The organism is Nitrososphaera viennensis EN76 (genome assembly GCF_000698785.1).
GTDB lineage: Archaea > Thermoproteota > Nitrososphaeria > Nitrososphaerales > Nitrososphaeraceae > Nitrososphaera > Nitrososphaera viennensis.
Genome location: NZ_CP007536.1, coordinates 1,640,436 through 1,667,220 on the forward strand (window position 1 = coordinate 1,640,436; position 26,785 = coordinate 1,667,220).

The 26,785-nt window shown below is 45.5% G+C and carries 30 protein-coding genes; 12 read left to right on the forward strand and 18 right to left on the reverse strand.

The genetic code is table 11. The features are described from left to right. Positions 1 to 419: 419 nt before the first annotated feature. Entirely contained in the window at positions 420 to 551 is a 132-nt protein-coding gene (locus tag NVIE_RS16105; protein WP_258914101.1) for a hypothetical protein, read from the forward strand. A 5-nt stretch (positions 552 to 556) separates the two neighbouring features. Then, positions 557 to 721, forward strand: coding sequence for a hypothetical protein (locus NVIE_RS15460; protein ID WP_158435174.1), 165 nt, complete (start codon positions 557 to 559; stop codon positions 719 to 721). 133 nt (positions 722 to 854) lie between these two features. On the opposite strand, the gene NVIE_RS09370 is transcribed toward NVIE_RS15460, so the two are convergent. After that, positions 855 to 1,328 (reverse strand): SRPBCC domain-containing protein, encoded by a 474-nt coding sequence (locus tag NVIE_RS09370; RefSeq protein ID WP_075055020.1) that lies wholly within the window; start codon positions 1,326 to 1,328, stop codon positions 855 to 857. A gap of 226 nt (positions 1,329 to 1,554) precedes the next feature. Between NVIE_RS09370 and NVIE_RS15915 the strand changes: the two genes are divergently transcribed. Continuing rightward, the gene (locus NVIE_RS15915) at positions 1,555 to 1,914 is read left to right on the forward strand and encodes a hypothetical protein (protein ID WP_144239624.1); all 360 of its coding nucleotides are present in this window, start codon (positions 1,555 to 1,557) and stop codon (positions 1,912 to 1,914) included. Between the two features lie 127 nt (positions 1,915 to 2,041). Here NVIE_RS15915 and NVIE_RS16110 read toward each other — a convergent pair whose 3' ends face one another. After that, complete coding sequence (locus NVIE_RS16110; protein ID WP_258914102.1) at positions 2,042 to 2,173, reverse strand: hypothetical protein; 132 nt, start codon at positions 2,171 to 2,173, stop codon at positions 2,042 to 2,044. 552 nt (positions 2,174 to 2,725) lie between these two features. On the opposite strand from NVIE_RS16110, the gene NVIE_RS16305 reads away from it, so the two are divergent. Next, on the forward strand, positions 2,726 to 2,869 hold the full coding sequence (locus NVIE_RS16305; RefSeq protein WP_374213696.1) for a hypothetical protein: 144 nt from the start codon (positions 2,726 to 2,728) through the stop codon (positions 2,867 to 2,869). A 60-nt stretch (positions 2,870 to 2,929) separates the two neighbouring features. Here NVIE_RS16305 and NVIE_RS09380 read toward each other — a convergent pair whose 3' ends face one another. Then, entirely contained in the window at positions 2,930 to 3,127 is a 198-nt protein-coding gene (locus NVIE_RS09380; RefSeq protein WP_075055022.1) for a hypothetical protein, read from the reverse strand. 205 nt (positions 3,128 to 3,332) lie between these two features. On the opposite strand from NVIE_RS09380, the gene NVIE_RS09385 reads away from it, so the two are divergent. Further along, positions 3,333 to 3,728 carry a winged helix-turn-helix domain-containing protein gene (locus tag NVIE_RS09385; protein ID WP_075055023.1) on the forward strand — a complete coding sequence of 132 codons (396 nt, stop codon included), beginning with the start codon at positions 3,333 to 3,335 and terminating at the stop codon, positions 3,726 to 3,728. A gap of 497 nt (positions 3,729 to 4,225) precedes the next feature. Here NVIE_RS09385 and NVIE_RS09390 read toward each other — a convergent pair whose 3' ends face one another. From NVIE_RS09390 to NVIE_RS09420, 6 genes are all read right to left on the reverse strand, one after another. After that, positions 4,226 to 4,489, reverse strand: coding sequence for a hypothetical protein (locus NVIE_RS09390; RefSeq protein ID WP_075055024.1), 264 nt, complete (start codon positions 4,487 to 4,489; stop codon positions 4,226 to 4,228). A gap of 105 nt (positions 4,490 to 4,594) precedes the next feature. Continuing rightward, positions 4,595 to 5,221, reverse strand: a complete 627-nt coding sequence (locus NVIE_RS09395; protein ID WP_075055025.1) for a hypothetical protein — start codon at positions 5,219 to 5,221, stop codon at positions 4,595 to 4,597. A 533-nt stretch (positions 5,222 to 5,754) separates the two neighbouring features. Then, complete coding sequence (locus NVIE_RS09400) at positions 5,755 to 8,331, reverse strand: chitobiase/beta-hexosaminidase C-terminal domain-containing protein (RefSeq protein ID WP_144239625.1); 2,577 nt, start codon at positions 8,329 to 8,331, stop codon at positions 5,755 to 5,757. 472 nt (positions 8,332 to 8,803) lie between these two features. Beyond that, the gene (locus NVIE_RS09405; protein WP_075055027.1) at positions 8,804 to 9,397 is read right to left on the reverse strand and encodes a PepSY domain-containing protein; all 594 of its coding nucleotides are present in this window, start codon (positions 9,395 to 9,397) and stop codon (positions 8,804 to 8,806) included. 1,364 nt (positions 9,398 to 10,761) lie between these two features. After that, positions 10,762 to 11,280, reverse strand: a complete 519-nt coding sequence (locus NVIE_RS09415; RefSeq protein ID WP_075055029.1) for a YqaA family protein — start codon at positions 11,278 to 11,280, stop codon at positions 10,762 to 10,764. A 224-nt stretch (positions 11,281 to 11,504) separates the two neighbouring features. Continuing rightward, positions 11,505 to 11,786, reverse strand: coding sequence for a winged helix-turn-helix domain-containing protein (locus NVIE_RS09420; RefSeq protein ID WP_313771237.1), 282 nt, complete (start codon positions 11,784 to 11,786; stop codon positions 11,505 to 11,507). Between the two features lie 252 nt (positions 11,787 to 12,038). On the opposite strand from NVIE_RS09420, the gene NVIE_RS09425 reads away from it, so the two are divergent. Together NVIE_RS09425 and NVIE_RS09430 are read left to right on the forward strand one after the other, a co-directional pair. Beyond that, positions 12,039 to 12,293: an Lrp/AsnC family transcriptional regulator gene (locus NVIE_RS09425; RefSeq protein WP_075055030.1), complete on the forward strand. Its 255-nt coding sequence runs from the start codon at positions 12,039 to 12,041 to the stop codon at positions 12,291 to 12,293. Continuing rightward, entirely contained in the window at positions 12,271 to 12,531 is a 261-nt protein-coding gene (locus NVIE_RS09430; RefSeq protein ID WP_227717321.1) for a hypothetical protein, read from the forward strand. Before NVIE_RS09425 ends, NVIE_RS09430 begins: the two co-directional genes overlap by 23 nt. 310 nt (positions 12,532 to 12,841) lie before the next feature. On the opposite strand, the gene NVIE_RS09435 is transcribed toward NVIE_RS09430, so the two are convergent. The 3 genes from NVIE_RS09435 to NVIE_RS09445 all read right to left on the reverse strand — a co-directional run bounded on the left by NVIE_RS09435 (position 12,842) and on the right by NVIE_RS09445 (position 15,719). Further along, a complete protein-coding gene (locus NVIE_RS09435; RefSeq protein ID WP_227717322.1) occupies positions 12,842 to 13,177 on the reverse strand; it encodes a translation initiation factor eIF-1A in 336 nt (111 codons plus the stop codon). A 342-nt stretch (positions 13,178 to 13,519) separates the two neighbouring features. After that, positions 13,520 to 14,602: a GTPase HflX gene (gene hflX / locus NVIE_RS09440; RefSeq protein WP_075055032.1), complete on the reverse strand. Its 1,083-nt coding sequence runs from the start codon at positions 14,600 to 14,602 to the stop codon at positions 13,520 to 13,522. Between the two features lie 244 nt (positions 14,603 to 14,846). Next, a complete protein-coding gene (locus tag NVIE_RS09445) occupies positions 14,847 to 15,719 on the reverse strand; it encodes a transcription initiation factor IIB (protein WP_174405438.1) in 873 nt (290 codons plus the stop codon). Between the two features lie 372 nt (positions 15,720 to 16,091). On the opposite strand from NVIE_RS09445, the gene NVIE_RS09450 reads away from it, so the two are divergent. Continuing rightward, positions 16,092 to 16,337, forward strand: coding sequence for a hypothetical protein (locus tag NVIE_RS09450; RefSeq protein WP_075055034.1), 246 nt, complete (start codon positions 16,092 to 16,094; stop codon positions 16,335 to 16,337). A 210-nt stretch (positions 16,338 to 16,547) separates the two neighbouring features. On the opposite strand, the gene NVIE_RS09455 is transcribed toward NVIE_RS09450, so the two are convergent. Beyond that, positions 16,548 to 16,727: a hypothetical protein gene (locus NVIE_RS09455; RefSeq protein ID WP_075055035.1), complete on the reverse strand. Its 180-nt coding sequence runs from the start codon at positions 16,725 to 16,727 to the stop codon at positions 16,548 to 16,550. Between the two features lie 480 nt (positions 16,728 to 17,207). On the opposite strand from NVIE_RS09455, the gene NVIE_RS15470 reads away from it, so the two are divergent. Next, complete coding sequence (locus NVIE_RS15470; RefSeq protein ID WP_158435176.1) at positions 17,208 to 17,366, forward strand: hypothetical protein; 159 nt, start codon at positions 17,208 to 17,210, stop codon at positions 17,364 to 17,366. Positions 17,367 to 17,998: 632 nt separating this feature from the next. On the opposite strand, the gene NVIE_RS09460 is transcribed toward NVIE_RS15470, so the two are convergent. From NVIE_RS09460 to NVIE_RS09470, 3 genes are all read right to left on the reverse strand, one after another. Continuing rightward, positions 17,999 to 18,292 carry a hypothetical protein gene (locus NVIE_RS09460; RefSeq protein WP_144239626.1) on the reverse strand — a complete coding sequence of 98 codons (294 nt, stop codon included), beginning with the start codon at positions 18,290 to 18,292 and terminating at the stop codon, positions 17,999 to 18,001. A gap of 297 nt (positions 18,293 to 18,589) precedes the next feature. Further along, the gene (locus NVIE_RS09465) at positions 18,590 to 19,543 is read right to left on the reverse strand and encodes an adenylate/guanylate cyclase domain-containing protein (protein ID WP_227717323.1); all 954 of its coding nucleotides are present in this window, start codon (positions 19,541 to 19,543) and stop codon (positions 18,590 to 18,592) included. A gap of 622 nt (positions 19,544 to 20,165) precedes the next feature. Then, positions 20,166 to 21,134, reverse strand: coding sequence for a radical SAM protein (locus NVIE_RS09470; protein ID WP_075055038.1), 969 nt, complete (start codon positions 21,132 to 21,134; stop codon positions 20,166 to 20,168). 482 nt (positions 21,135 to 21,616) lie between these two features. On the opposite strand from NVIE_RS09470, the gene NVIE_RS09475 reads away from it, so the two are divergent. Both NVIE_RS09475 and NVIE_RS09480 read left to right on the forward strand, forming a co-directional pair. Continuing rightward, positions 21,617 to 21,901 carry a hypothetical protein gene (locus tag NVIE_RS09475; protein WP_227717324.1) on the forward strand — a complete coding sequence of 95 codons (285 nt, stop codon included), beginning with the start codon at positions 21,617 to 21,619 and terminating at the stop codon, positions 21,899 to 21,901. 259 nt (positions 21,902 to 22,160) lie between these two features. Beyond that, positions 22,161 to 24,332, forward strand: coding sequence for a CDC48 family AAA ATPase (locus NVIE_RS09480; protein ID WP_144239627.1), 2,172 nt, complete (start codon positions 22,161 to 22,163; stop codon positions 24,330 to 24,332). A 55-nt stretch (positions 24,333 to 24,387) separates the two neighbouring features. Here NVIE_RS09480 and NVIE_RS09485 read toward each other — a convergent pair whose 3' ends face one another. Both NVIE_RS09485 and NVIE_RS09490 read right to left on the reverse strand, forming a co-directional pair. Next, positions 24,388 to 25,185, reverse strand: coding sequence for an ABC transporter permease (locus NVIE_RS09485; protein WP_075055041.1), 798 nt, complete (start codon positions 25,183 to 25,185; stop codon positions 24,388 to 24,390). Then, positions 25,182 to 26,276 carry an ATP-binding cassette domain-containing protein gene (locus tag NVIE_RS09490; protein ID WP_075056124.1) on the reverse strand — a complete coding sequence of 365 codons (1,095 nt, stop codon included), beginning with the start codon at positions 26,274 to 26,276 and terminating at the stop codon, positions 25,182 to 25,184. The genes NVIE_RS09485 and NVIE_RS09490 overlap by 4 nt, the downstream gene beginning before the upstream one ends. Before the next feature lie 283 nt (positions 26,277 to 26,559). On the opposite strand from NVIE_RS09490, the gene NVIE_RS09495 reads away from it, so the two are divergent. Then, positions 26,560 to 26,754 (forward strand): hypothetical protein, encoded by a 195-nt coding sequence (locus NVIE_RS09495; RefSeq protein ID WP_075055042.1) that lies wholly within the window; start codon positions 26,560 to 26,562, stop codon positions 26,752 to 26,754. Positions 26,755 to 26,785: the final 31 nt, after the last annotated feature.

The window sequence follows — 26,785 nt, forward strand, 5'->3', positions numbered from 1 at the left end:
TAACACAGTTCCTCGATAATCCTGTGCGTGCGTACAAGTGCAGATCCAGCCAATCCGGCTGTTCAAATGCCGCGATTTATTTGCGCGTTGCTGTGCGCCTCGTTTTATCAAAAAGATAGTTGAATTATCCATCGATGTTGCAGTATCCGCAATCGCACCTGGATTCTCCAAACGCTTCGCACCTGCTTTCTTCCAAGATATACGATGCTGCCGCCTTTTCTTTTTCCATGATACTGTTAGCCAGAATTCCGTTTAATTACTTGCTAGCATAAAGTTTTGAAATTTCAGATACAGGTTTGATTTGTCAGCAGCCGCCAGGCTAGCGTCGAACCGTTTATGATTACTTTAACCGCGTTTTGAATGGTAATAACCGGGAGCTAGGATCCTTAATCACTGATCCCTACATATTTTAGTCTGCAATGAACCTGTTTGAATCTATTTCATGGATAGCCCTTGGCTTTGCGCCTACATTTGCAGCTATGGAAGCGGCATGGAGTATGGCCAAGTGGAGGCAGGCAAAGCTGCTTGGAGCAACGCAGGTGAGGCTGTAAGGGATATGGAACCTGTGGGCCTCGTATCTGTTGTACTTGGATCTGCAGTCCTGACGGCGATGGCAGCCTCGATAGCTGTTGATGGAATAAGAAGAAAATCGACAGGCAGGCAAGCTATTCATGCCATAGACAGCCGATGGAAAAAGCTAAAGGTAGAAATTCCTGCCTGACAGCCACGCTCGATCTTTACAAAAAACAATACGCGGACTTGGCAGGCACACGCACATGCGTGCGTGTGTACATGATGGCAGGAGAAATTATTTTTGGCCCCTTCCAATAAAAAATAATACGTCTGACGTCTGGTTAACTACTACTATTATTATTGCTGCCGGACGGGCTTTCCTTCCAGCTTTGTTCTGCGCGTTGCTTTAGCGCCATGTTCATGCTTTCAAGCTGCTTGGCCAGCAGCGGGTGCAGGTTCCTCGCAATGAGCGAAACAATGTCTCCCCCAAACCGCGCAGTCTGAAGGAACGTCACACGGTTGTGCGCAAGAGGCTGTATTGTAAGCCGGTGCTCCACACCAAAGAGGTTTCCTCCGTTTTTTCCGCCCCAGGCTATTTCGCGCTCTGTCTCTGCGTCTAACACTACGAATTCGTCATGCACAATCTTTTCGTTGGCTAGCTTGATCTCCATTTCAAGTCTGGAGTTGATTTTTAGTTCGCCATTTATCTTCAGGATGAACGGGTTCCATTCAGGGTACTTTGGAAAATCTGCAATTATGTTCCATACTACAAACGCCGGAGCGTCAATGACGACAGTTGTGTGGAGTTCTTCCACGACAAAATTAGATGGCCGTGATGCTATTAAATTAAACTGAACAATGTGCGCGTGTGTGCGTGCATGTTAAACAAGGACTGCTTCATTATCACTACTACGAAAGACGACATCTTACACCTCTCAACAACATTCTTTTCTCATTCGCTAAAAATGTGCTAATTAGCTTGTACAGTAAAGTCCTACTAGGAGGTTAGAATTATCTCACCTAATCCTTAACATAGGAAACATGACTCCTGAAGATATGTTTGGTTGTGGGAAAGCGCATTTGCAATGCGGGGATAACCACTCGAAAGTTGGGTACAGCCTTATGATGATGATTCGCAATAATGACGTAGATGAGGGAGTCACTGCTTTTAGCATATGGCTGAACTCGCGCGACAAGAGCCCTTCTGCACTCTTGATATCTCTTGAGAAATTGGTACCTGACCGTCTTGTATTGTTACACGACCATGTTGTGCAAAAAGATGTTTCTGTCGAGGTCTCTGGTGGTGTCCCGTTCTGCATGGAATGCAACTCGAATGATTGTGCACATGTAGGCTTTGCCATCTGCGCAGAGCAGATGCACAAGCACTCGGCCCTGAAATAACAGCACACTCCACATTTAACAACAAGCTCAATTCATTCTTGCTGTCTCATCGTGGACATCCTTCCATTTATGGTCACCAGTTTTCTTCGATCCTGTTTCTGGCAATCATAAATGCATGGCCATTCTCTTACATAATTTCTTTATCCAGAAATGGTTCAAGTAGGTCATAGTCTTCAAGGCCAAAATAATCCATCAGTGCATCTACCTGGTCTCTGGTAAAGAACGGGTGCGCATATCTTTGCAAGAGCTCGTTTTCCATACAGCTCTATCGATGAGTAAGCTAGATCACCTGTGGGTCCAAAAAACTCAATATAGAGAATAGATGCATCATTTAATACTGGCACGCGACGCGTTCATGTGAGAGCCGTTGTTACGTGAGATAAAAGGAGCTTTCTAGGACGAATAATTAACAAACACTCGGGCTACACTGTGACATCAGGATGCATTCTTCTCCGGTGTTCTTCGGCGGCTTCGAATGTGACGAATCGCTGACTGCAAACATCGCATAGCTTTCCTTCCTTGATCTTTCGTTTGGCCATCACACGAGCAAACGCCATACGGATGGAGGTCATTATTCCAAAGATACGTATCACATTATCAAATTAGAAACCTGTTATTAAAAAGACTTTAGAACAAATTCTCGGATGACACAGGTTTGATGCAAGATATTATAGGAGTTGATCGGTCGTGGGCAGAAGGGCTCATGAGTTGTGTATTACACTAGTGTTACTATTGCTGCTCCTTGTTTCTAAATCCAAAGTAGCAGGAATAGCAATGCTGCTTTCCATATAATCACACCCTGCGCGCCTTTATTGGATTGATTGGTCCGCTAGAGGGAAAGTTTCTTGCAGACTTTTGTGGGATTGTACAATCAGACCTTGACCTCAACGATTCTGCAATCTATTCAAAGACTGGCAACTTTGCAAAAAATATCACGGTAGTGAGTCGTGCCTAAGAGGAGCTTACTGACAGACCTCTCATAGTCAGATAGAAAGAGAATGGCAAGGAGAGTGTTTTATGCATAGCCGTCTTGCTTTTTGATAATGAGATAGAGCAAGCCCTTTAGCAGCTCCCGGGCTTGCTCATCGTCCATGAATTTCAGAAACCCGGGAGCTACGCCCAACTCGATCAACTTGTGACGGTCGTACATCGAGCCATCCTTTTCTGCCAGTACTTTTGCAGATACGTTGTTTTCACTATCTACTAATGACATATTTCCAGTATCTGCTTATAAGCGTAAAGAATAGCTGAATCTAGCAGCAAAAAGGGGTATCAATCACGTCTATCTATGCCTTTATCGAATCATTTTCTGTGCACTTAGCGCATGATTTCTCTATATGATAAGCATCTGACACATAGTTACATTATTATTAGATTTTGTGACTTATTGCATCATATGCACGCGATGAAGACAAAGGTTGGAAAAGTTACAAGGAGTAAGGAAGGGAGAGAGGAGGGGAAGGATGCCAATGAAATTTAGAAGTAGGGCAGACATAGCAGCAGAGATGCTTGAAGTGGCGAAAAATGGTGAGAAAAAGACCAGAATAATGTACGGATCGCATACTTCAGTTAAACAACTCAATACATACCTAGACCTTCTCATTGAAAATGAAATGTTAGAGTATCTTCCCGAGAAGAGGATCTACCGAACGACTGAAAAGGGCATCCTCTTTCTTGACAGCTACCAAAAAGCTTGGGGCATCCTCTTTCGTGCAAGAAACAAGAAACACCTACTGCAACACCAACAGGACGAGAAGGGGGCGGCAGCGGCTCCAGTCGTCAGCAGCGATAATAGCGCTCCCATCATTGCCTAGCAAGTGCTTTTTTGAAAAATGGCAAGGCATCAAGACCCTATGAACTAGAATGAATGAAGCAGCGGCCGCCTTGCCGGCCAAAGCAGCCGGGCGTATCGGGGAGAATGCTGACTTGCACAGGCATATGTTCGGTCACGCCTGACAGAAATACAGGCGAGCCAGTGCTGCACAGCGTGAAGAAACTGAGCTCCTCCCTGACGTCCTGTAACTAGGGGTCCCCATGCATTGGCTCCCTACCGTTCAACACCATCATATTTTATCTCATCACAGACGTAGGTAAGGAAAACTGACTAGCTGCAGAATAATCATCTAGAGCATACTTTTCAAATAGGATAACCAAATCTTCTCAATTCAGATAGTATTTTTTCTGCGCTCTTGTATTGGTCTTCGTTCTCTGTTTCCACGATGACCTCGGGTTTTTCTGGTTCTTCGTAGGGATCCTTGGATAGATCTCCATCTTTATGATGGGGTTATCATTGTACAAGATGGCATTGTCTTCAATACGATAAGAGTGCCCCTTTTTTCTCCAAGTATTTGCCAATTTCTTCCATCGTCGGCTTGACGACGTCTACTTTTATCCGTTCGAATCTTGCCAAGAATTCTTGTACTTGTTCCTCATTGACTGCAGCTGCATATTGCTTCTCTGCTTCAGCAGTAGTACCATACGAATCCAAGATCGCATCCAATTCGTGTGCAATACTACTACCGCTGCTGCCACCATCAGCAGCATCATTGTTATTGTCGTCGTCATTTCCAGCCATTAGTTACTTACTATGCAAAGCATCCTTTATAGCTCTTGTTCGTAAATAGAAAAGTGATGAAGAAATCAGGTAGAATGCTCTCGCTTCTATCCTGCGATTACAGTTCTACACAGTGTCGTGAACGATGGCTCCAAGCCTTATTATAGTGTGTTCACCATCAATCAGTTTCGGGATTTCAGGGCAGCCAGCGTCTTTGAGCATAATCATCGATGCCACAGTATCAACCTCATCTGCAGTAACGCTTGCTTTTGAGCTGTTAACATTAATGGTCATTGATTTTTCACCTAGTGCCACGCCGCCTTCTGCAGTCGAGAGACCATCGATGAAGGCTTCGACGCAGTATGTGGACGTAGTGGTGCCTTTGCCAAGAACTACAGGATGCATGTGCCAGTGGTCAGGATTCTTTGTTGAATCTCTAAAATTTGGATGGATAGTAGCTGCAAGCCCCTTTCCGGTGTTTGTATCGACCCATCCGTACGCATATACTAAATTCGATTTGATGAATGCGTCTGGCTGTTGTGGTATTTTTGCTTCAGTATATACAGTCGACTTCAACAACTTGGGTTCCTGTGCTTTGGTTACTGAGACTAGGTTCGCGTAGTTTGGAAATCCATTATACGCTTCTGATATTATAGGGGTGGTCATCAATGCCGCAGCGGCTATTGCTGCAACAAAAGACATTGCAACCCCTGAGAACAGCAGCTTTTTTCTGCGATTGTTGCTCGAGTGCATACGGTGTCATGATTTGGGAACTTTGGCCTTCATTTAAAACACAATGACGTTTCTTACAAGATGTTCTGAAAATTGATAATCAGATCAGAGAATCAAGATCCTTGACTCATCTATGCTGCGTCTTTATCGGCATACAGTAGGCCACCACTACCCGTTCATGGGGAGGACCGGCCAAGATTTCAATATCACAGAATAGCATCTGTTTGCTCTGTATACCTGATAGTTTTATTCATGGCAGATAATATCAAGATACTCGAACCGTGGCAGGCTCCGCCGGGTATCTTCACTTGGCATGGTGTGTCCGGCGGAGTCTTTTAGTTTTCAAATGATGGGATTCTACAGTTGTGGCCGCAATAGTTGTCGGAAACTAAGATTTACCTTGTGCGCATGTCTTTGCGCCTGTAAAGTCTATCGCTACGAAAGGTTCGTTTCCAACCACCCATGCATCATCTCTGGGAGGCACTATTCCCGTATCGCCTCCCGAAAATTCTTGCTCGCTTTCATCGCCCATCCTGGCTTTCAGCTTGAATATCTCATATCTGCGGCAATGCAAATTGTTGTGGGACAGAAATTCTGGATTCGCCCACGTCCGACAATGCAATTGGAGACCCGCTCAGCTTGTCCCATACAAAGACCTTGATTGTATAGTCGCCAGGCTCTTCAGGCATCCAAGACCGCGATGCTGTTTCCGTCTGTCCGGCATTTACTGCTCCTGTCGCCCAGTTAACGCTGTACGTGACCCCATCCTTCTCAACCTGTGTTATGTACACATAGTCCTGCGCGCTGTTCTGGTAGTTCTTGAATGTGGCCGAGATGTTTACTTGCTGTCCCGGCTTGACAGAAGTCAAGACGATGTTCTGCATGTTCATAGTGCCATAGCTTACAAACTTGATACGGTCCAAGGGGTGCTGTACAAAATGCGAATCTGCATAGGTAAAGACTTGACCATCAGTAGTGAAACTACCGCCAGAGGAGCTTCCTCCACCACCCCCTCCTCCACCGCCGCCACCAACAAAGCCGCCACCTCCGCTGCCACTGCTACCACTACTACCTGTGCTGTGATTGATGACATATTCTTCTATGACGACAGGGCTGATGTTACCAGCGTTATCTTTTGCAATGAACTTCAGCATGGTCGTGGTGGCTATAGGTATTGGTGCAGAGTAAACAGTACCCGACGTTGTCGTGGGGTCAGAGCCATCAGTGGTGTAGTAGATAGTAGCGGTAGATTCACTAGGCGCGAGCGTGACAGATTGGACCGACGTGTACGTGCCGCCGGCAGGCGAAGCTGACACAGTTGGAGCAGTTGCGTCTATGCTGTAGGTATGAGTGATCACAGCGCTGGCGGTACCGCTGCTGGTATCCTGGGCAAAGAACTTCAAAACCGTATCCGAAGAGACGAGTACCGGCTCTGAATAGGCAGCGCTAGACGTCGTAGGTGTAGAGCCGTCGGTGGTGTAGTAGATGACGACGGCAGTACCAGTCGAGCTGGGCGGCGAGGCTGTCAGAGTGACTAGCAGTGGAGGCCCGTACGTGCCGCCTGGAGGCGAGGCTGTCACCGCGATACCATTACTACTACTGCTGCTGTTGCTGCCGCCAACTGTGAACGTATACACATCGCTGTACGGGCTCTCGTTTCCAGATGAATCAGATGCTCTCACTTTCCAGTAGTATGTCCCGCCTGGCAGTGGTTCCGATCCGTTAGCCGTGTATGTAGATTCCACGAGTCCTGTTTGCGATATAGCGACAGGAGCATCAAAGTCGGGATTGTCTGCGACTAGCAAATCATAAGTCACCGTCTGAGAAGCCAAGTCGGTTGCTTCTGTCCACTCAAACGTCGTTTCGCTGCTTTCGACGTTGGAATCGTCCTCCGGCGATAGCGGCGTTGGAATTGAAGGGGCCGTCGTATCGGTTATGGTAACGTTCTGCGTTGCACTGGCAGAGTTGCCGGAATCATCAGTTGCAGTCCACGTGACGGTGGTGGTTCCAACAGGGAAGCCCCCCTCTTCTTCTGACTCGGACGCACCGCCCGGCGCGTTGTTGGATACATGTGGGGAGGAGTCGCGGTTATCGCGCACCGTCGGCGATCCCAGTGAAACTGGCGTTCTTACGCCGGTCGCCTCTGTTGTGATATCGGGCGGCGCGGTTATCTGAGGAGCTGCCGTATCCTCAGACGAGGGTTCCTCGGGCGCAGAAGAAGAACCTATTGCTTCCGAGTAGGTCTTTATCGAATACCCTCTCGATTGAATATTCTCAATGAGCGTATCCAGATCTGCCAGCTCGCTGCTTGAAATCTGGTTTGTGGGGTTCTGGCTTGAATCCTTGACGGCAAAGTCCTGGGGATGCAAGGTCACCACTGCATACCCGTAGGAGGATATTGCCTCGTCGATTCTGCTTGTCATCGTGTTCATGGAAGTCTTGGTCGGCGGTTCAGAGTCATACGTGTAGAATCCTATCACCTGCGGGAGGTGGTAGATGCCATGCGAGTCTGAAATGTCAGAGTCAGGTATCGCCTTGTAGACCTTGTTGTCCGGGCTGGCTGGCTCGTCGGGGTTGTATATGCTTGGAAGTTCCTGATCGAATTCCGCGCTTATGATCTTCATGTCGAGCGCTTCAAGTGCTGCAAGAGTATTGTCATCATAGGCATTGAACGGCGGGATGAACGCCACCGCACTGCTTCCCCAAAGCGAGGTCATCTTTTGGTTGGCCTGCTGCAGCGTATCGTGTTGCTCTTGAGGGGTTAGCGTTCTATGGTCGACGTGGTTCCATGCGTGGCTTACAAGTTCAAATGTGCCAGAGTTGAGGCCTTCTCCAACCTTGTCCACTACCGAAGGGTCGTTTCCAATAAAGTTCATTATTACTCCAACGCCAAGTCTTTCGCCTTTGGCGATAAAGTGGTTCATGAGCGCAATTTGGACGGTATTGAGCCAGAAATCCTGAATGTCATCAAGCCTAAAGATGACGCAATTGCATGCACCCGGGATAGTAGCTGCTCGGACAGAAATTGGCGCAGAAATCATGCCAAACACAAGCATGAATGCAGCCGCTACTGCCCATACTGCAGAGATGTTTCCATGCCGCGGTCGAGTCCTGCCTTGGCCGGCAGGCATCCAATGAATAATATCCACATAACAATGTCCTTGGGATTTTGTATATACAAGAAAAGTTCACCTTCTTGCTCCCTTTCGACTGGTCTTCAATACGGATTGATGTCGGAATAGATTCGATGCTGAAACATCCGCATGATTTTTGATGTCAAAAGTCAGGACGCAGCGAAATCAGCGTACTCTATATTGAGCATTCATAAAAAATTGCTATTTGCGGATACTTGCAAAAGTAACCTGCTATACATACAACTGATGATTGTTGAAGGATCATCGTTGGGAACGTGCAGACAAGTCTCTACGGCAGGTGTTGAGGTCTGTCGTTAAAGTTTAGTGCATCAGGCCGAAATTGATGTCGAAGCTAGAAACAGGAGACTGAAAATATATGCACCGTAAAGAAAATTTTACGTTAATGCAAAACTAGTATGAGAAAAAACATGGAGGAAGAAAAAAATGAGAAGGGTCGTGGCAGCGCCTCTCAGGCGTTCATGCTCTCTGTTAAAGAGGATCCGCTACCGCTATTCGACGACGACGATGACGAAGGAACCCTGTCGCCCCAGTTCATGCCATAGTGATGTCCAAAGGAGTGACCGCGAGCGCACCCATAGCCTCCTCCAAATCCGCCAAAGTGCAGCGGCATGTCAGCAGAGGTGTACAGGACAGATCCGTTTCCTGCATCCACTATGACTATTTTGCTTGTGCCAGCGTCAAAGTCGGCGACCTTGAATGCATATACAAGGTAGCCCTGGACCACTGTGAGTTGTCCGCCAATCACCGTGCCGTTAGAGACTGCTTCCTGTGCCGTGTCAAGAGCACTGCTAAACGGCACCTTTGCATTGTCGCGCAAGAATGCTTTTGCAGCGTCTCGTACGTTCACTGAGCCGTTAAGCTGGGGCACAGCCTGCTGCTGACCGTCACTGTTGTTGCTGCCGGATTGCGTACTATTGGTTCCCTGCTGTGCCAGTGCAGGCTGCGTCATAAAGACTGCCGCGGTAGCTAGAACTGCAGCCATGACGCCGGCCATCACTATCATCTGTGTTTTTCTGCTGTTGCTATTTCCTATTCCTTCCATAGCCGTATGCATTTGCAGTAACCAAAATTTTGTATTAATGATTGCGTATCATTTGCGAGTAACAAAGTTACCCTATTGCATGCAGGCTAATCGCACGTAATGGCCTACAGGCAGCATTTTCTCTCTTATAGGGTGCAAGAGAAACAAAGAAAAATTCTCCTTTGACAGGCTTGCCAAAATATGAGATCAAAAACCGACCAGCCGGCCGTCTGAGCTTGACTAACTAAAGGGCTTCATCCATGTTCAGTTGCCGCCATTCGCCTCTCCTTCTGCATTTGATGCAGAGTTTTCGTTGCATCAATAGATCAATTGACTGTCCATCAGGAGGCCGGACGAAATCCTTTGTACCACAATGGCACTTGATGCAGCTGTACGACATACCGCCATACCGCCTGCCATGTATATACGAGGAAATGCCAAAACTGCATGAATTCTTGCATTACATGCACCTAATCGACTAGATGAATGACCTGTAAACGCAGCCCACTAATCTTATTAGATATACTTTCGTACTATAAGATACGGAGGGAGAATATACCACATACCTGCGTCCCGCCCCCTGTTAGACTTGACATCAAAGCATCAGGCAGGGCGCAGGTATATCTTTTTCACACCTCTTGCTACAACACTAAAAACTCCTCCCCTCTTCTATTATTAAAAACAGCGGTCAAGCGTTAAAGATTTCAGCACAGTTTCCGTCATGCTCGGAGATGACAACTAAGAAGTCCAGTTAACACTCCACTGAACTAAATTAAGTCGTGGCTATATACTCGTTAAATAACAGATAATGATGTCAAGACCTTTTAGAACAACACCGATACAAATTAAGAAGAACAACTCACCGGGAGACTGTGGCATATGTTCAGCAACAGCGACGACAGAAGCCCTATTCGAGTTGGGAGGCTGCATAGTAGTTCGGAAATATTGTGACAAGTGCCTGCCAAATGCAGAGTACGAGGTCCCTTTGTAGTAAAGAAGTATTTTTCCCTCCTTTTGAGATTTTTCTGAACCTGATGAATGCAAGTTCTTACCTGTGCATCATCCTGGATTGCACATCAATTAGCTTTGCCGTACCAATCCCCATGTTTGTCCATTAAGGACATGACTCTAAGGTAAAAGTCCCCAAGTTCGTATAACGATAAATTCAAATTCTTTATAGAGTAAACGTCTAGTCCGAGCGCTTTGAGGTTGTTGTAAAGTTCATTTTTTATTCTCTCTTCATCATCGTTTGTTTGCATTGCATACTCAACTTGCCCCCATTCTGATGGCTACAATCAATACTATTCAACAATAGTCAGTTGCCGCAGTAGTTAAACTTGCGGAGTGATTGGGCTTTCCGACTCCGGATCATCTATCTCTCTAATTCACATCCCTCCAAACAATCTTGTTGCGACCAAACCGATGAAGTACACTGTGGCGAGAGCTTTAACGATTTTGCCAGCCGTCATTGCTATTGTAAACTTGCGAAAATCATAGCTCTTTGCTCCTGCAATCATGATGATGATATCGCCAAAGACGGGAACCCATGGAGCCGCAACCAAAGCAAGCCATCCATACTTTGCTAACATTTCATGACTCTTTTTCTGCTCCTTCTCTTGGTGTTTGGGTTTTAAGAAGCGAAATACCTTAGCTCCGGACTTGCCGATGAAGTAGCTGAGAAATCCTCCAGCAACAGTACCCGCAGCCAGAGTTAAGAAAACTAGGAGTTTGTCTTGGCCTGCCGCCAGAAGAGCCGATACTGCGATCTCTGTCGGTAGAGGTAAAGCAGTGGATGCAAGCACGCTATTGACAAAAAGCCCTGCAAGGCCAAACTCTGCAAAGATGGAATTAGCTGCAAGCTTGGTAATTATTTCCTGCGCATATTGGAGGTATTGTTCAATCATTTCTTATTCGCTTTCAATTCTGTGGCAGGTCTCACAGTCTGTTCTTCTGGGGATATATGATCCTCGTGAGTAGTTAATTGCGGCAGCTCATTCACTAGTATAGCACCGGCGATTCTTTCCTCTATTGCATTTTGAGATTAAATGGAGGATTATAGCGACTTGCAGAGAGCCGACTGATACCATGGGAGAAGATATCATGGGAGAAGATATCATGATAGTCAATCCTATCTGAACCTACCCTCTTTTGGTCTAAGAACCTGCGCCACCTCATCGTACACTTTGCGAAAGTTTGCGCCCTTTTCGGTAGTATGATAGCACCTTGTTTCTGTCGTATATTCCAACATACCATTCTCTTTTAGAAGGTCTAGGTATCCATTAAGCTGAGAGACCGAAAGATAGGCGCCGTACATTATCGCGGTCTTTTTGGCCCCTCCTTTCCCCTCTGCTTCTTCAAGTATGGAAGAGATAATCTGCTGTCTGCTTCTATTCTTTATCATTTCTCTCATTCTCTAATGGCTTACATGATACTAATGGTGATCGATTGTCCTACAGACTCCATACCCGGTCCGGTCTTGGTCGGCATTACTCAGAGGACAGGGCCAGTGAACATGAAAAACACATTGAGCATCCTCAGAACAGATGATGATGGCAGCGCTTCTTCAAGTACCGACATTTTACAAGATTTGCATCTAGGCTCATAGTAGTATGACCATGCTTGAAAAACATGGCCTTTTATAAGGGCGAAGCATAAACCAATCATGACGCTTGCTTTTGTCTTTTTGAACTGTGATATTGGGACTGAAAAGGCCGTAATGGGAGAGATGAATCGAATCTCGGGTGTTTCCGAAGCTATTGGTGTGTCAGGTGTTTATGATATAGTAGCCAAACTGCATGCCGATTCAAACGGCGGGATAACGAATATCCTAAAAAGGTTCCACACGATTGCCCACGTCAGATCGTGTTCAACCATGATTGTTGCCGAAGAACTCCATGATTGGCAATATGACAAGTGATAAAACTATGATTGAAGACACGCTGGAAGAAAAAGAGTTTCGCGAAAGATACGCGTTGGAACTGCGCAAGAAAAAAGTTTCAAGTTGTGTCAATCCCCACTTTGGGTCTGATGAACTGATGGAGGAAATGGAAAAAGTCAAACATCAAGGACTAATTACTCCCGGTCGAAGAGGCGAGCAGATAAAATATGAAGAGATCGCGAAAGAAGTCTTACGGCGACAGCGCTATTTGAAATAGCATCCACCGCAACGTCGACTCTTTCGTTTCTACTGTCATGCAGCAGTATACCATACACGCATAATATTCTTTCAGAATAGTAGTGCCGTCGTTTGTTATTGTTACATTTCCAGTTGCGTCTACAAGCATCTAGCCATGCCGCGTGGTCTAAAGACGGACTTAAGATGGATGCAGCATTGTTTGCCGCTTCTATGTTGTTCTCAAGAGCGTCTTTGTCCTTTGTATGAAGAGGGCTCTTTCTTCAACAGTATGTACTACTGGAACGCCTTCCATTGTGGTTCCAACCAAAGATAATACGATGACATAACAACTAGGCATCAAGACCTGCCAAGTGTCCGTCTTGCTTGATCTTTTCAGCGTGCGCCGAGATGTAGCGCCAGATGATGTCGGCCCTATCTGACTGGAAATCCCACGGCGCGACGAGAACGAGGTCGTTGTCGCGGATCCACATCCTGCGCTTTATCTTGCCCCTGATGCGGCACGTGCGCACCTTGCCGTCGGTACACTTTACTATGATGTTGTCACCGCCAACCAGCTTTATTACTCGCCCAAAAAGCTGACCCTGGCCGGGCATCATCATCTCTTTCAATTGAGCTTCATTGAGGACTCTTCGCTTTCCTATGTTAAAGACCAAGTATACATACACATGCCGCGCTTAAGTGTGTGACTATGTGCATATGCAGCGGCTAGGGAATGGTCATAACGAAAGCAGCCAGAATTATTCTTCCGTATTTACAGAGGTTCTCTTACCATCGAGTCACGGATTCTAGAAATTCCCAGAATGAGGTGTGTACGGCGAGTTAGATTTGCATGTGCAAATTGCCTCGTACTGGCAATCACTAGACGAATCTGGACTCCGAAAGAAGGCTCCTAACTTTGAGTAACCGAAAATACATAAACAAAATGTGCAAAAGCCATCTCTATGCATTAAGCAGTCGATTAGCATGCACCCTTTCAAAGCAGAGCGACGATATGTCGTACATTATTATCAGTCACTTGCTTGCACCGGCAACACACGTGGATGCTGGCCAATCATTGTCCCAAGTTTACTAATTCCATGGCCACTTTTCGCAGATATAGAAATTGGATTTGGTATTCCTAAATCTGCCGCAATCTGTTTCACCACCTCTTCTGAATTCGTCAATTTGTCATACTTTGTAAACACTACAAGGACCTTCGATCTATCTGCCTTTAGCTCTTCCAGTACATGCCTGCAAGCAGTGTACTTTATTCTAATTTCCTGAAGACCTTCTGAAGCATCTATCAGGAGCAAAATCAAATCTGCCGCGAGCGATTCCTCCAATGTTGATTTGAATGCATCTATCATGTACGTTGGGAGTCTACTGATGAAACCAACAGTATCGGTAAGCAAGACCTCCTGCTCGTTGTTGACCTTCAATGATCGAGTGGTTGTAGAGAGTGTTGTAAACAGGCTGCTAGAGGTCTGCTTATGTTCGCCTGTTAACAGATTGAATAATGTGGTCTTGCCTGAGCTGGTATATCCCACTAGCGAAACGACCGTCATTCCAGTCTTTATTCTCTGTTGATGGCATAGTTCGCGTTTTCGCTGGGCATTCTTCAATTTCTCTTTGATAAATGAAATACGCCTCTTCAAATCGCGGAATCTTACATCAACTATGTACTCTCCCATGCCCCCTTTGCCGGCACGCTCGCCGCTTGAAGTCAGTTTAGCGTTTTCCCTGACACGGGGCATTTCGTACTCGATCTCTGCAAGTTCTATCTGCAGCTTTGCCTCCGTTGAAGTAGCCCGAGAGTAAAATATGTCAAGTATCAGACGTTCCCTGTCAATCACCTGAACTCCTGTAAGCTTTTCTAGATTGTATATTTGTCTAGGTGTGAGGTGTTCGTCAATGACCACCTGTTCTGCTTTGGATTCCTTTACAAATGCCTTTATCTCCTCAGCTTTACCCGAGCCAATGCCATACCGTGAATGGTTTAGATATTTTTGAGTAAACGTCCCAACAATAGCGCGATCTGCTGAATCTACAAGGCTTTTTGCTTCTTCTATCGCAAAAGCATCAGGGTAGGCCACAAGAACTACTGGCTTCATTGACTTGCGGGTTGGGGAGGAAGAGGGAGAGGATAAGGTCGACAACTAATTAGGACCAGTCCATGTAATCTTCTTTGATGTATTCGTTCTTGTGTCCTCTGGAACAAATGTGTGAGGTATCAGAACTCGTAGCAGTTGATTTAAAATTGTCAGTGCTTCCCTCGGGCACGTAAATCCCTGGGAACACCTCTCCACAGGTCTTGCACTTTAACATCAACATTGGCATTTGTCATCTCTACTCCATCTAATTCAAACAGAGAAGGTTGACCTTCAGATCTTTGAATCTGTTTCTGATAGTTACCTCTGTTACGCCTGCCGCATCTGCGATCTCTCTCTGGGTTATCTTCTCCTTATTGTTCAGACAAGATATGTACAGGACGGTTGCTGCAAGTCCTACAGGGTTCTTTCCGGCCGATATTTCTTTCTTGATGATATTTTTCATTGTATCAATGGCAGTTCTCTGCGTCTTTTCGTTGATTCTTGTCTTACTTGCTATCTTTGCGATATACCTTGCAGGGTCTATCAATGGAACCTTGATGTCAAGTTCACGAACCAGTAGCCTATAGTGATGTGAAAGTGCTTTGGACTTGACATTGGTGATTTCAGCCGTCTCGCGGAGTGACCTTGGAGCGCCCATCTCCCTGCATGCAATGTATAGGGCTGCAGACAATATGGATGAGATGGTCCTTCCCTTCATCAGCTTCTTCTCTTGTGCCTTTCTGTAAATGTAAGCTGTCTTTTCCACCATTGCATTCGATAAACCAAGCTTATCCTTTAGCCTGCCAAGTTCACTGAAGGCCTTCATCAGATTTCTGTGCGTAGGGGAATAGGCTCGACTTCTGAAATCCCATGTCCTTAACCTTTGCATCGTGGAATTCATAGACGAATCTAACTTGTGCCCAGCAGAGTCTCTGCTATCCGTTCCGATGATGGTGGACAGTCCCATATCATGGGATGCAAGAGAATTTGGTGAGCCAACCCTCTGGCGATTGTTGTTACTGTTATTATTGTCCGAGCCAAAAGTTCTCCACTCTGCACGGCCATCTGTCATTATATCTTGCGATACAAGCCCGCAATTGCTACATACGATCTCGCCACATTCGAGGTCTGTGATCATATGACCGCTATTACACATACAGCACAGGATTGAAGTTTGCATTACTATGACGGATCGAAAGAAGAATTAACTTCTAGGAACGTATTACGTGTTACCAGTTAACATACGTGATCCTGATATATAAACAACCCTGATAACTACGCAACACTCACATTAGATTCAAAATTTAGAGACAACTTCAACTAAAATGGATGGCTATCAAGATGCAGAAATGGCTGCGATTACCGTTCATTGCACTATTCTCGGGAAGATGGTACGGACAATTTCCGTACCCAATGAAATAGAGAAAGCGGTGTACAAAACCACAAATAGTGTAGTATTACTAATTTTAATCCAGAGCATCGTATATACGAGGAGATCGTTCCAATATCGATGAATATAGGGGATTCTGAGGTGCGTCATGTTCTTGTTGCAAAAACCTGTGGTTGCAAGGCTTCTGGAAGAGTAGCATATTCTTTTGTCGATACATACCATACTCTCTGTCTTGCCAGAAAGGACATCATAATTGCAGAGCTCGAAGCATGTGAACGTCTCTTGAAATATGGTGATGAACTAGAAAGACAGATTATTGAAAAAGAAATTAACGACCTAAAGTGGACTCTGGATCTGATGGCATAATTGTAACAGTTGTGGAAGATGAAGCAGCATTTGAAAAAAAGATACACAAAGTAAATTTTGTAAGCTTTTGCAGCATTCGTGTTTATTCTTTTACACTTGCAATGATCAGGCTCTTTTAGACAGGATGAGCATATTGTAGCACCGCATCTCGTGCATCTGTTGTCAGATGCATTTTCCGTGCCCAATGCTTGCATTCTAGTAGAAAACTCTTTACTTTGGTCTGTTTGCAGAGCTTTTTATTTTATGCATTTCGTCTAGTATCTCGTTCTGCTTTCTTTCAAGGGCCTCTAGTCTATCCTTGATATTGTCTACTATTTCTGCGAGAGAATTGATTTCATGATTGGATGATTGCATCAGGGATTTCAGTTCATCGTATTCTATTCTAGGCATACAGTATGATTGTGTGATGGCACTCTTAACTGTTACAAAAGGTACTTCGGCAAAGTAACATAAAGTAAACACTTGTCCTATTTGGACAATCGACACTTTAACTGTCTCCCAATGCGTGCACCGATGTTCATTAGAAACTTGATAATTAGGCTATCGTCCGAGTCTTTTATGCCACTACATTGTTTTGATTGATGATAATAATGATGATAATGACATTCTCGCAAGAGAGGTATTTGCGTTTATGGTGGTATGTAGAGCAGGCAGCTTTTGCGCCCTCTCTTCTTTCAATTTCTCCAAAATGTTGACCTACAGATCATCTAATCAGGATTGAAATAACATGGCGCAGATACGAACTATGGCAATAGCTTGCATTAACTCCAAAATGAGCAAAGGCCATTCAATGTAATAGTAGTGTTATATGCGCGTGTAGCTATCATTACATTGTGAATATGGAAAATGCAATCTTTATCCGCATTGGCCATGCCGATAGTAAACTCACTAGGAGCATCCGGCTACCCTGCGCTGCAGACCTTCCTATCGCACATACTGGATAAAAATAGACTCTTCTATTCCGGGAAGAAGCTGTTCTTTATTCTCTTGGCAGCGGTAACTTTTGAAATGCTTGAGGAAGTATTTTAGAAAGGAAGAGAAGTCAACGTATTTCAGAATGTGGACTGATAGGCGAATATGTACATCCACATCTCTTTTTCTTTTATTTTTTTCTTGGTTTGTATCAGATGTTATGTTTCTTTTTTGACGCTGACAGATTCGATACGGTCAAGCTCAAGAGAGGAGACGGGAGCTTTTATTCATCCAAAGGCGGATGGATGATAATGATGATATAATGGTAGCCGACCGTCAAGAGAAGAAACTCGACGTCACACAACCGAATTACTTGCGGACAGGATGCCATGTAAATTTATGGATAAAAGTCGCGCTCCTGCAGGGTGTCTCCATCAGATCGGAACCTCATACTCTGCATTTGGCAGGCACTTGTCACAGTACTTTTGAACTACCATGCAGCTTTCCAATTGAAAGAATACTTCTGTTGTCGCTAGTTCTTGACATATCCCGCAATATCCGGGAGATTTGTTCTTCCTTAACTGTATAGGCCTAGTTTGAAAAGGGCTTAGCACTATATGAGTGGTTAAATGCCGCTATTAAACCTTGCAATTATTTTATTTCACTTGGTTGAAGAAAGAAGCTCCATCAATACATGGAAAAGTGAGAGATGATTATCAGTAGCGAACGCGCCTGCCCACCTGTAATTTTCACTGCAGCTTGATTATCTCATCCCACGTTCCAGTTGGCGAGAACATGAAGTACTTGTCGTGATCGCCCGATTCAAACTGCAATATGTCGCCGGCAGCTATTTGTGTCTTGAACAGCCGGTTCAAGTATTGCATGAAACTTGGACCTGCAACTATGCTCTTGGCCTCGTGCTCAAATGGCTGGTTGTAGTATTTTTTCAAAGTCTCTGTAAGCCCAATACTGCCGATTTCCTCAACTAGATCGGGTAGATCTATGAAGGTGGAATTTCTCTTGTATACTCTAATTTTTGCCATTACAAATCATTCTCTGTTATTTAACAGACAAGCATCGATATATGCATGTCAACCATGTTTACCCTGCGGCACAATACACAGATTCTCTTTTATCAAAGACAATTCTGTACAATAACGAAAAATGATAAGAAATTGCAAATCATGCGGTAAGGAATTCCAAGACTTTATTGAAGGAGTTGTATATACAACGTCAACGCATGGCTCACTGTATTTCTGTACCGACGTTTGCTGCAAGAATTACTTGGACAAAACTGTACAGGGGTGAATTCTGGCACAGACTTCAGCCGTGCATATACATTAACATGATAAGCTAGCATACAGGCTGTACAGATTGCCTGTCTTACTACTCACATAACTCCAAGTCTCGGGAGGGGTTGGCAACAGTTTGAAAGCATCTGTCTGTTGCTCATCCAGCGCCTCGTACACATATTGACCAATTACAATTTGGTTTGGTTGTGCAAAGCCCGTAATCTTGGATGCCATACTAATAGTATAGCCAAGAATGTCATGGTGCGCTTTTTTCACAGTTATTTTTCTGCCATCCACGACCAAAGACTGGACATCCCACCCATATTGCACTACTACACTTTCCCCCACATCCATGCCGACACGAACGTCAAGTTCGGGATAGCCCTCTTGGTTTAGGATAATATTTAACCCCTCTTTCATCGCCCTGATCATGGATCTTGCACAGTGTACTGCATTGATACATGGTATATACGGATTAGATTTGTCCGAAACAACAAAAAATGCGAGTATTGCGTCGCCTAGATATTTCAATACGTAGCCGCCATATGTTGACACTATAAGTGACATTTCATGCGTAAATCCGCGGATTATTGCGGCTAACTTGTCTGGAGTCAAAGTCATTGAAAGCTTTGTGGAGCCGACTATGTCGATGTACAGTATCACAAAAGTGGCTTTAGACTCTGCCATTTTTTCAAGGACGTTCTGAGTATCTTCATTTGATATGTTAAATTCCATTTCTCCTTTCAATGACTTCCACATTGCCAATTGAGCCGACTTGATAATGTTCTCTATGTTGACAACTGCATCAAGGTAAAACATTCCCAATGAAGATGTATCTGAGGCCTGTTTGATGGATTTTCTTTTCTTTTCCTCTTCAGCTATGGCATCTTTTATGACCCTATCAACTTCTTCCTTGCTAATATCAAGCTGCATTGCAATCACGTCTGGAAAAAGGCCTGCATGGTACAGATTCATTGCAGCTTGTTTTGTTGTTGCTCGCAACTTGGGTATATACACACACCTTTATTGAGTATCATTACAAGTCCATTCCTATTAACATGTGTGCTGTCTCTCTATCGTTTTGGCCGTAGGATTACCAATCCAGGTGGGATGCGCGCGCATGTGCGTCAAGTGCGCTATTTTTCCAAGAATGAGGTGCGTGAGTGGTGGAGACGGGTAGAGGCAACTAGGCCGATTTTCTTCTATAACCTGATTTTGCCTGCACGCTTTTCTTTGTAGAGTTTTTACTTCTTTTTCTTATTTTTTCCAATGTTAGTAATAGGAGAGTTGCGGTACTTAAGGATACACGATAATGATAATGACGACGGCATCTAAACCTTGTTGTTGTTTTTTGTCACTACTTTCCTTACCTTACAGGTGTGAATTAAGGTAATTTTTGCAACAGTCATCTGAACAGAAAGTCATGAGTCCTCTGACAGTACTTGAATATCGTACTCCTTCAACGAGGTTCTGAAATTCCTTTCCGCATTCCCTTCAGGGCACGTACATATATCTCACATACTATGAGCACATCCTCCATAAGGTTGTTTGTTATTTTGAGTTAAATACACAAAACAAGAACTCGCTGCCACACGCATAGTCATGCGTCAAATTCCAGAAAGAACTAGGCGCCGCGTATACCTTGCGCCACAAGTATAGAGTAGCATCCCAGGCCGCATTCCTCGCACAGGGGCTTCATGCTCTTGGTGTCGGCACTGCCGATGCAGCAGGGCTGCTTGACTCTTCCCATATGGTCAAGCGACAGTATTGCCCACGACGGGCAATCTACAGGCGTTGTTCCGACGCCGCCCCAGTTGCCTTTCATAAGCGATAACTGCTTGACTGGGTTGATTACAAAGTCGGGATATTTTTTCTTCATTTCAATAATCTTGTCGACTACTCTGTTGCGCACAGCTCCGAAGGGGAGCATCAATGGATCTCCCTTGACAAAGGGTGTGTGGAACTGAAAGCCAATCTTGTTTACTTTTCCCCTCCATTCTTCTATCAATTCTTCAACGGTCATGTAATTTAGTGAGTTTATGGTCATTGTGATCCAAATGTCAGTCCATGCAGGCCTTCCGTCACGGTCTGGGCCTGCGACATAGTCTAGTATGTTCTTCTTTGTCTTGGCATACGCGCCTTCTCCCCTTATACTGTCATGCACTTTCTCGGTTCCATCCATAGACACCCAGTAGAAATACAGTCCGCTAAAGCGTCTTAGTGGAAAAGTCGCGTTTGTAACAACGCAGACCCTGCGGGGCATTTCCTTGCAAAAGACCTCTATGATATCTGGCCGTAACGTAGGCTCGCCTCCAACAAGCGTGATGACAAATATCTTTTGTTTATTGAACTTGTCCCGGATAATGCCGCGCCAGTCTTCTACCGTCAGGTCCTGTTCTGCTTCTTTGCGGTTGAGCCACCAGTAGCAGTGCGTGCAGTGCAAATTACAAATATTGTTGACGTCTACAGAGCCGTACATCGGCTGCTTGCTCTTGAAGAGGCGATAAGCGATGATCTTTTTGAAAATGCTGATGTAAAAGGGCATCTCGTGCAGCAGTTCTGTTATGCCGCGGCCGTAGATGAGATTTACCATTCGTGTAGTAATAAAAGCCATCTCTGATAATAAAGAGTCTCTCTCGCTCCGCTTCCTCTCATAAAAACACTGTCTAGCAAAAATGCGAACAAAAGTCTTTTGTCAATAGAACAGAAAATGCAACATCAGTAAGAGTTTCCATACTCACATAACGTACAGGAAAAAGGAGAGGACAACAAGATTGAGAAGTGGTAAAAGGTGAGAGGAGAGTAAAAGACAGCAAGAAGAAGAGGCTCTTTTGCTATTTTGCCGATCCCTGCATTACTTTCAATTTCACGATATTGTTGTAGTAGCTTCTCATTACTGCTGAATTGTAAAAAAGATATCCGTTCTTTGTGCTCATATGATGAACGTTATATTCACATTTCTAATTATGCCCTAGGAGATAATGCGGCAAGTTATAAGCGGGCTCTTTCTTCCATATCACAGGTAATTTTTTTATGCAAAATAGCTTTCCAATGAAAGAATGGCATGTTGAACACATGCAAAAGGCGATGGTAAAATATGTCAAAGGTTTATCAGAGAATGCCTCCTCATTTGAGAAAAGGAATCACAAGAAATACGGCAGATTAACCCATATTTGTAGACAGATAGAATACGACATCAAGCACGGAGTTACCAACAAAGAGGTCATCTCGATGGTCCGGAAGATCCACGATGATTCGTCCTTTTCTGAACTGAGGAAAGGTGACGGCTCGATGCAGAGGCTGAAGGAGTTAGAAGTTCACTTTATGAATCCTAGGAGAGGGTTCCAGCAGCCTTGGTAGTACGAGATTATTTTATTTAGGTTCTCCTGTGTCTTTCTCATTCCTTATGGCTTATTGCAATTTTTCTATGCTTTTAACGGATAATAGGATCTTGCATTCTTTGAAGCGGTTTTATATCCGAGTTCATCTGCAAATCACCATCGTTCTTGGAAATTGAGTGAACTGAATCTTCTTTTTTGACCTCAAATCACATTACTGATTCAGATCACCAATACGAGGCTTTAAGGGTCTGTTCATGCCAGTATATCTGGTTACTATTGTGAAAAGTAATGCTTTTTCATTAAAGATCCTTGAAGCGTATACGAGGGACGTAGGACGTGGCATCGCTCGCATAGATTATGAAGCCCTAGATTCGATTAAGGCATCGGCCGGCGATATCATAGAAATCGCGGGGGGAAAGAGACGAATCATTGCCAAATGCCTGCCTCTCTACCCAAGCGATGAAGGCAAGGGAGTGATTAGAATAGATGGCCTTGCAAGGAGTAATTCGGGAGTGGCCATAGGAGATACGGTAACGATAACAAAAGTAAAGGCGGTTCCAGCCGATAAAGTGATATTGGCGCCTCTAGAGTCGGTGCCCCAATTAGATGAGCACTACCTCGCAGACGTGCTAGACAATACTCCCCTTGTCAAGGGAGACAAGGTCACGGTACCGTACTTTGGAGGCAAGCTCACTTTTGAAGTAATACATGTAACCCCGGCATCTGTTCCTGTTCTCCCTAACAAGAAGACGATATTCCATATTGCAGAAAGTGACAGGGTTCGAGATGGTATAGCACAGGTCACCTATGAAGACATTGGCGGCCTGAAGGAAGAAATCCAGAAGGTCCGCGAGATGATAGAGCTCCCGCTCAGGCACCCCGAGATCTTTGAAAAGCTGGGAATCGAGGCGCCAAAAGGCGTACTGCTGTACGGCCCGCCAGGAACAGGCAAGACGCTGCTTGCAAAAGTGGTTGCCAATGAGACTAATGCGCACTTCCTTAGCATTTCCGGGCCAGAGATCATGAGCAAGTTCTACGGCGAGTCCGAGGCAAGGCTTCGCGAGATATTCAAGGAGGCAAAGGAAAAGGCTCCATCAATCATATTCATCGACGAAATAGACTCTATTGCGCCAAAGAGGGAAGAGGTCATGGGAGAGGTTGAAAGGAGAGTAGTCTCTCAGATGTTGTCTCTAATGGACGGGCTTGAGGCAAGGGGCAAGGTAATCGTAATTGCCGCAACTAACAGACAAAATGCGCTGGATCCAGCCTTGAGACGCCCCGGAAGGTTTGACAGAGAAATAGAGATCAAGGTGCCAGACAGGCGCGGAAGGTTAGAGATCCTCCAGATACACGCACACAATATGCCCCTGTATGAAGACGTGGACCTATCCAGGATGGCAGCAATTACTCACGGCTTTGTTGGCGCAGACTTGGAGTATCTCTGCAAAGAAGCAGCCATGAAATGTCTGCGCAGGATGCTGCCTGAGCTCAACTTGGAAGACGAAAAGGTATCGTTGGAAAACCTCGATAGGCTGATAATAACCAAGGCAGACTTCGAACAAGCGATAAATGATGTCATGCCATCCGCCTTGAGAGAAGTCTTCCTGGAGTCTTCCGATGTGAATTGGCGCGATATTGGCGGACTTGACGACGTAAAACAGGAATTGCAAGAGGCAGTAGAATGGCCCTTGAAATATCCAGACCTGTATTCGACACTCGGCTACCGAGCGCCAAAAGGCATCATCCTTTATGGACCCTCAGGCACTGGAAAGACGCTGCTTGCAAAGGCGGTGGCGACCGAGTCTGAAGCCAACTTTATCAGCGTGAAGGGTCCTGAATTGATGAGCAAGTGGGTGGGAGAGTCTGAAAGAGGAATTCGGGAACTATTCCGCAGAGCTAGGCAGGCCTCTCCCTGTGTAATCTTTTTTGACGAAATAGATTCAATAGCAGCGGCTAGGGGAAGTGAAGGCTCTGATGGTGGGGGCGGAGGGGTAGTCTCACAGATATTGACGGAGTTGGATGGCATCAGCGAACTTCGAGAAGTAGTTGTGATAGCTGCCACCAACAGGCCTGACATGATTGACAAGGCCCTGTTGAGGCCCGGAAGATTTGACAAAATAGTCTTTGTTCCAAACCCGGATATCAAGACGAGATCAAATATCCTGCATATTCACGTAAAGGAGAAAAATCTAGGGGCCGAAATAAATCTGGAAAAGATAGCGACCATGACCGAAGGGTTTAGTGGTGCGGATGTAAGTGCCGTGGTAAACACCGCAGTATCAATATTAGTCCAAGAGCATCTTGCAAATTATCCTGCTCCTGCAGAGGCAACGAAACACATATCCGAGGCAGAACTAACTATGCGCCACTTCGAGGAGGCGGTAAAGAAAATCAAAAAGCAAAGAGAATTGAAGCCTAGCGAGAAGGCAGTAATGTCACACTATGGATAATCGAGGTTTTTTCTTCCATGGCTCATACATTTGCAAGTCTCCCACTACTCCTCTTCTATTCCAACAGTCTCTTTATCGAGACAGAAGCCAAGGCGACAAATGCGACCGTAGCCAACAGTAGCGCCGCAATATCAATCGGCAGATTCGCATAGTCTCCGGTGATGAGCATTGCCCTGATTGCATCGACAACATAACTCAGGGGATTAGCCAGCGACACGTACTGAAGCCATGCAGGCATGACGGCGATAGGATAGATGGCGTTGCTTGCAAAGAAAAGAGGCATCGTTAGAGCTTGGCCAATCCCCATCATCCTGTCGCGAGTCTTCATGTACGAGGCAAGTAGCATGGACAGGCTGGAAAAGCACATGGCAAACATCACCACCACTGCAAAAACCCCCGCGATGGCAGGCGGGTCGAGCCTTATCTCGACCCCGATTAAAAGGGCCAGCCCAAATATCATAATCGCCTGAAAGATTCCCCTCAAGCCAGCCGCAAGGGACTTGCCTAGAACTATGGACGCCCTTGGCGACGGCGTAGACAAAAGTCTAGTAAAGATTCCCACGTCGCGCTCCCAGACGACAGTGATGCCGTAAAAGATTGCTATGAACAAAACTGACTGGGCGAGGATTCCCGGCGTGATGAATTGGATGTAGGAAATGTCGCCGCCTATTTGCAGGGCCCTGATGCTGTTAAAGGTCGTGCCAAAGATCAGCAGCCAAAGCGCAGGCTGCACCACTCTAGTCCATAGCTCGGTTGAATCGTGGCGTATCTTCCTTGCTTCCATTTCAGCCACGGTTATGGAACTGTGAAGGAACCTTCCGACGCTGCTGTTGTTGTTGCCGATGCTATTCATTTTGCATGTCTCACAAAATCGCGCCTTGCGCCGCTAGAGTGGCTGTTGTTGCTGTTGCGGGTTGTGATCATTTCTTCGTCATCAAGCCTTCGGTTGGCATATTTCATGAAAACGTCATCCAAGGTAGGCTTGCTTACAGAAATGGATTCAATTCTGATTCCGCTGCTTCGAAAAGAATCCATGATGTGCGGTATAGCTTCCTCTCCGTCCTTCACCAGAATCTGAATCGATGTTTCATTCTTCTCGTTATCATCATCGACGTCGTCGTCATTGGCTGCCGCCGCGACGACCGTGCCCAAACTCGTCAAGAATTGCAAGTTCTGCAGGCGTACGGCAGAGGCAAGATTTACAGTCACCCTGTCCCCGCCTCCGACGGCCCTTTTCAGTTCGGCGGGATTTCCCAGAACCGCTATCTTGCCTGCAGACATGATTGCTACTCTGTCGCACAGAGTATCTGCCTCTACCATGTCGTGAGTCGTGATCAGGATAGTAGTGCCATAGTCTTGCCGCAACTGCTTGATGCTTTTCCATACCTGCCTCTTTGATGCAGGATCAAGTCCTATGCTTGGCTCATCCAAGAGCAGGATTCTTGGCCGGTTGACTAGCGCCTGGGCTATCTCCAGCCTGCGCATCATGCCTCCACTAAAATGTTTGACAAGGTCGTTCGCCCTTTCTGCGAGGCCCATGTACTGAAGCGCCTCGCGTATCCTCTCGTCGCGGTCTTGCTTGTTGACGTACGAAAGCTTGGAAAAGATCAACAAATTCTCGTATGCGGTGAGGTCAGCATCAACGGATATGCTCTGAGGCACGTATCCTAGCATACCCCTTACAGTCTGAGGTGATTTAGAGACGTCAACTCCAAAGACCTTTAGTCTGCCAGAAGTTGCCTTGGCTAGAGTAACGACCATTTTGATGGTACTGGTCTTGCCCGCGCCATTTGGTCCGAGAAGACCAAATATCTCTCCACGCGTTACCGAGAAACTGATGTCGTCTACCGCGCGGACATTACCGCCGCGATAAGTCTTGATCAGGTTGTAGGCCTCAATAGCATTCTTTTTGTCCTGCGATAGCTGCTGCTCCTCTTCTTGCATCGTTTTGTTGCGGAGAGTGTTTTGTCGCGACGCACATATCAATTGATTCCCCTTCATGGACTCCATTCTAGACTTTTGTTAATAGTTAGTGACCATTATTCACGCCCGATGCTTTGGCTTATTCATCCGATTTCATTTTTCCAAAAAGACGAATTGAAGGCCACATTGATCGTGCATCTCCCGCACCAGACTATATGATGCGCCTTTGAATGTGATTTAGGTGTTCTCTCTTCCAGAGCCTTCAGAAACTCGTTTAATTTGTGAATTGTACATGCAATGCTATATGAGTGAAGATAGGGAAAAGAGGGACGAGCAAGTGCCTCATGTAGAAAAAGATGTAAAAGTGAAGAGCCAAGAACCACTAGAACGCCCAAGATTTGAATGCGTAGAATGTAACAAGATGTTTCCGAGTCCGCTTGATCTAGAAGAACACAAAAAGCAGGATCATGCTGCCAAGAATACCTCTGCAGTTGCATAGATTCTCCTAGCTCTTCTCTGTTTGTTCTCAT